5 protein-coding genes are annotated in these 5,310 nt (G+C 39.3%); all 5 read left to right on the top strand.

The genetic code is table 11. From position 1 onward, the window contains the following. Positions 1-686 precede the first annotated feature (686 nt). The 5 genes from MHO32_RS25100 to MHO32_RS25065 all read left to right on the top strand — a co-directional run bounded on the left by MHO32_RS25100 (position 687) and on the right by MHO32_RS25065 (position 5,090). Positions 687-1,586 (top strand): TIR domain-containing protein, encoded by a 900-nt coding sequence (locus MHO32_RS25100; protein ID WP_239214870.1) that lies wholly within the window; start codon positions 687-689, stop codon positions 1,584-1,586. Positions 1,587-1,907: 321 nt separating this feature from the next. Then, a complete protein-coding gene (locus MHO32_RS25090) occupies positions 1,908-2,237 on the top strand; it encodes a hypothetical protein (protein ID WP_239214866.1) in 330 nt (109 codons plus the stop codon). Positions 2,238-2,388: 151 nt separating this feature from the next. Then, positions 2,389-2,928 carry a hypothetical protein gene (locus tag MHO32_RS25080; protein WP_239214861.1) on the top strand — a complete coding sequence of 180 codons (540 nt, stop codon included), beginning with the start codon at positions 2,389-2,391 and terminating at the stop codon, positions 2,926-2,928. 135 nt (positions 2,929-3,063) lie between these two features. Further along, positions 3,064-3,297, top strand: coding sequence for a hypothetical protein (locus MHO32_RS25070; protein WP_029842189.1), 234 nt, complete (start codon positions 3,064-3,066; stop codon positions 3,295-3,297). Positions 3,298-3,497: 200 nt separating this feature from the next. Further along, positions 3,498-5,090 (top strand): LA2681 family HEPN domain-containing protein, encoded by a 1,593-nt coding sequence (locus MHO32_RS25065; protein WP_239214858.1) that lies wholly within the window; start codon positions 3,498-3,500, stop codon positions 5,088-5,090. Positions 5,091-5,310: the final 220 nt, after the last annotated feature.

Below are 5,310 nucleotides of genomic sequence, written 5' to 3'. Positions count from 1 at the left end.
TCGCAACGCGTGGCATTTTTACTATGCGTTGAGCTTAGTGTTTAAGGTGGTATGCGTGAGCTTCGGTATTGCGTTGCTCACACCTTAACAGGGCGTTAGTACGGGTTTGACATCAAAGGTCATAAGTTTTGGTGTTTATCTGTTTTGGCGCTCGTATTTACACCTTTCATTTAGTGCCTTTCACGTTCTTTCCGGTGGCACTATATGCGGAGTGTCCGCTTTGATTTCACCGTTTACGGCTTCTAACTCTTAGCCTATTTCTTTGGCGCTTCTTCATTTTCGTGGTGGCTTTTGAGAGAACCTTGGTTACTTTTGGTGTGGCTGTTGAAGTACGAGGAAAGAATCCTTTTCTAATTTGAAGCTAGTGAAAGTAGGGCAGTTCGGTGCGTTTTTCTTCTAGCCAACTTTCGTCTCTCAATGCGGTAAAGTTTTGTAGCTGCCCGTCTCACTTCAGTGTTCAAAGCCTTTCATATTATGCCACTTTTCAATATCTTGGAGCGCACAAATAGAAGTAGCGCATGTACTAACAAATTGCTTAAGAGTGATTCGTAACGCGTGGCATTTTTACTATGCGGTGGCTTATGGTGATTAAGGCGCTGTGCGGTAGCTTTTTTATTGCGTTACTCACACCTTAGCAAGGCGTTAGCTGTTTTCGTCAAGTTTAGTAATTTAGTTAAAGGATAAATATGTACAACTTAATAATTGGGTATACAGGACCGAGTGAGAGCGAGAATGAAGTTATTGTTTCTGCTTCAAGGTTTCTCGAATACACTGACTCTGAAACGCAAATGCGATACAGAAACTTAAACGCAGATAATGTCCGAGAGCTAAAAGACTTCCCTGCACTATTTATGCAAGAACATTGCCCTGATGGAGCTTTTGTAGCCAACATCACTAATATCACTCGTTCATATAGAGATTATAAAATTACGTTTGAAAGAGATGATAGCTTTGGTGTAATCCCGAAAGAAACAATAGAAGACTTGGCTATTGAGTTAGGCATCGAGGAATTTGAGTTCTATCGAACGCATTGGGCAGTCAAAAGCTCAAACTTGGCAAATATCTTAAGTCCCATCGAAACTCCAGCCCGTCCTACTTCACCAGTTGAATTCGAAGCTGAAAACCTACCGCCAGAGGACGGTTCTAGTTTTAATAAGAACCAAGTATTCATAGTGCATGGGCATGACGAACACGCCAAGAACGATGTTAAAGCATACGTTGAATCTAAAGGTTTAGAGCCAATAATTCTTCATCTACAGGCTAGTGGTGGAAGAACTATCATTGAGAAGATTGACCACTATAGTAATGTTGGATTTGGTATCGTTCTTTATACTGAATGTGACCTAGGAGCTAAAAGGGATACTTTGAGCTTTAAATGGAGAGCTCGTCAAAACGTAGTTTTTGAACATGGCTACCTCATTGCAAAACTATCGAGAGAAAGAGTGGCAGCCTTAGTTAAAGGTTCTGTTGAAACCCCAAATGATATTAGTGGGGTTGTTTACGTTTCTATGGATGCTGCGGGAACGTGGAAAGATGAGTTAGATGCAGAGTTACGTAACGCTGGGTATGAGATTCCAAACAGCTAACAAACTGTTTAAGAGTGATTCGCAACGCGTGGCATTTTCACTATGCGTTGTGTTTAGTGTTTAAGGTGGTATGCGGCGGCTTAGGTATTGCGTTGCTCACACCTTAACAGGGCGTTATGCTTTCTCTCCTTTAAAAACATATTCTTACAAAATACCTACTTTAAATAGTGGCTTTTTCGATCTATGCAACCGATTGATATTTAATTGTGGCATATTTGTTGAGTGGATTGTTTGGATGCGAGAAAATTAAGTAACCATCAAGTTGCGTATTAGCTGATGGTGATACCTCAATTTCAATTCAAATTCGATAAAGGAAGTAACGTGAAAAAAGTATATTCGGTTGAAGGTCGTGTGAAAATCAAGAATGCTCAAGGAACGGGCGACAGAAGTTGTAAATGTGCGTCATGGATAAAGCACTGGGAAAAATACAGTGGTAAATCAGCTAACAAATGTGTTGTTGATGACTGTAATAACTCTGCGAATGTTGGAGCACATATTACTAGACCTAATGCCAAGTCTGAGGACTACAAAACCCACCCATATATTGTACCTTTATGTTCGTCTCATAATGGGAAGCATGGTGAGGAATTCTACTCCGAGACTAATACAACGTTTGTATGGGCAAATGTAAAAGAGACTTGCGGTAAATAGTACTTTTAAAGCATAACAATCTGTTTAAGAGTGATTCGCAACGCTTGGCACTTTCGCTATGCGTTGCGTTTAGCGTTTAAGGTGGTATGCGGGAGCTTCGGTATTGCGTTGCTCACACCTTAACAGGGCGTTATACCACTTCGGAGATAAAATGCGTGAGCAATTAAAAAATCTGACAGAGAATGACTACTGGGTTTATGGTGTAACTGAATCCGACTTCGATCATGCAGTATCAATTGTGCGTGAAATGATAGAAGCGCGAAATCATCAGTATGAATCTGAAGCCGCAAGGGTTCGTAGTGAAAGCTCTGAAACTGCGGATGATATCCTTGATGATGTTGCTTACTATCGTTATACCGATAATCAGTATCTTTGGCAGTTTGCTCTCTGGAGGCTTCAGGGATTAATTGAAGCAGTTATCACTTATCAGCTTGTAGATAAAAATGCCAAGAAGCTGTTCGGGCTTAAGTCAAAACTAGAAGCTTTAGTTAACAGTGGTCATCAAATCGAACAACATGAGATCGACGAGTTGCTACTTTGGGCAAACCTAAGGAACGCAATTTCTCATGCTCCCCCGGAACAGTTTCGACCTATTCCATTATGTGAAGACGATATTGTTGAATACCAGATGTTTGTAAAAAGGCTGTTTGTGAGATGGCATTCAGTGAAAAACGTTGAGACAGTGGTATAACAAACTGTTTAAGAGTGATTCGCAACGCGTGGCATTTTTACTATGCGTTGAGTTTAGTGTTTAAGGTGGTATGCGGGAGCTTCGGCATTGCGTTTGCTCACACCTTAACAGGGCGTTATAACGTAAAGGAAAAATATGTATTACTTGTTCGATTGGAAAGTTAAGCTAGGTATCGTTTTAAGTTGTATCTTGTTTCTTGCCTGTTGCATCAGTTTCGTTATTGCATGGAACTCTCCTCAGCCAGTTGACGCAATGAGCGCGGTGACCAAGTTTTTCAACTACCGTTGGTTTGCCGCGTTCCTCTTTGGCTTTGTATCTATGATTTCAGCAACTTACAGTGCCTATCAAAAACGACTGCACTCAATTTAATGTTAATGGTTTTTGAGTTCACAGAGCGTGTTGAGCTACGTTATAACAAAGCATTTAAGAGGGATTCTCAACGCTTGGCATTTTTGTTTCTACTTCAAATTTAGTGTTTACGGTACAATGTTTTAGGTTGGGTGGAGGCGTTGTTCACCCCTTAATGCGGCGTTATACGCAATGTCGATTTCGAAGTATTGGAGCCTTTAATGGTTGAAGAATCATTTGTTGAAAAACATCGAGCTATTAATGCTCTACTTGATATTGGTGAATTTTCTGAAGCTTTTACTAAAGCTAAAGAGTTATTAAAAACTATCGAAGCTTTAGGTGATGGTAGTGAAGAGTATTACTTAATGCTGTTTAATATCGCAGGTTCATTTATAGATATTGGTTCAATGAAGTCTGACATAGAGATAGTTTCCATTGGCTACAACTTAATGAATGATAACCAAGCCGAAATGCTTGCTCTAATCCCAGATAGTGATTTTTACTATAACTTGGCTAACGCTAGATCAAGTATGATTTCTGAGCCAAATCCGTTCAATCATACTTTTGAAACTATTGAAGAACTCGTTCAGCTAAAACAATTGTACTGGAAAGCCTTAAAAGAAATAACTAAAAATCAGAAAGATACCCCGTATGAACTGATTGTGAATTTAGCTAATTCATTGAAGCAACAGTTCCGCCTCGTGGAGGCTCTCAGCTTGTATGACAGAGCGTTAAGTCTGAATCCATTCTGCACTCAAGCATTAGTAAATCGTAGTGATACATTATTGATGCTCAATACAATTACATCGACTCATTCATTGCAAATGCTTGATCAGGTTGTGTCAGGATATACGGAAGCAAGTAAAGCAAAAGATATTCCCGATAGTTGGGCAAAATACTATTTAAATTTATCTGAATTTCATCAACAGAAAATTGATGATTTTTGTAAAAAAGAGAATATATCTAGAAGTAAAGACGATAATCACGAAACGGAAGCTGAATTTAATGCGCTCAGTGATTACAGAAAGTTTTGCCTTACAAACCAATTGTCTCTTTCAGAGCATGGTTTGTATTGTCATTGTGCCGGTAGTGCAAGGGATAACTTAACAATACCGCATATCGGTGGAGTAGTCGGGGACTTCATAGTCCCAATGGAAATGGTTTTAAATCGGTTGAAGTCAGAGTTTTCTTTTGCAAGAAAACTCTATTATGACTATGTGACCCAAGCACAAGATGATGATTTACTCCACGAATCTTGTTTTTCTGAATTATTTAATGATGAGCTTCTAGGCGTGGACGTAGAAAAGCTTAGGACCTCATTTAGACTATGTTTTGGCATACTAGACAAAATCGGAGTTGCTGTATGCGAATTATATGATCTGTATCCACCAAATGGGAATGTGTCATTCCAAAGCTTTTGGCAGCTTGATCGTAATAAAAGACGAGAGTTATTTGAAGCAGTAAAATCTCCAGGGTTACTCGCGTTATATAGTATTGCTAGTGATCTTAACGATCGTAAAGATGGTGAATGGGCGATTTTCAAAACATGGCGAAATGATTTAGAGCACAAATTTGTTGTAGTTCACAAAAGTGATAAGCCGAATGACCTATATAATTCCTATCGATTTGTTGACGAAATAGCTTTTATTAAAGAATCAGATTTTGTTAACTTCCTTGAACACATGCTCCAAATTACTAGGTCTGCGATATTTTCCTTCACCTTAATGGTCCGACATGAGGGTACAAAAGACATAAATGACAATACTATAGTATTGCCTCAGAGTATGCTTCGAAAAGACTTCCGAGAATGGTAAATTGCGTATAACAAACTGTTTAAGAGTGATTCGCAACGCGTGGCATTTTCATCATGCGTTGGTTTAAGTGATTAAGGTGGTATGCGGCGGCATTGGTATTGCGTTGCTCACACCTTAACAGGGCGTTATGTGCTTAGAGGAAAATCGGTAGTGATAAGAGAAATGCATATCTCAGATTACTCGCAAGTAATCGGCTTGTGGTCAACAACAGAAGCGATGT

It is taken from the genome of Vibrio sp. MMH1-50 (genome assembly GCF_022347645.1).
Classification (GTDB): Bacteria; Pseudomonadota; Gammaproteobacteria; order Enterobacterales; family Vibrionaceae; genus Vibrio; species Vibrio harveyi.
The sequence above is the reverse complement of the archived record's forward strand: the minus strand, read 5'-3'. Positions and strand labels throughout refer to the sequence as shown.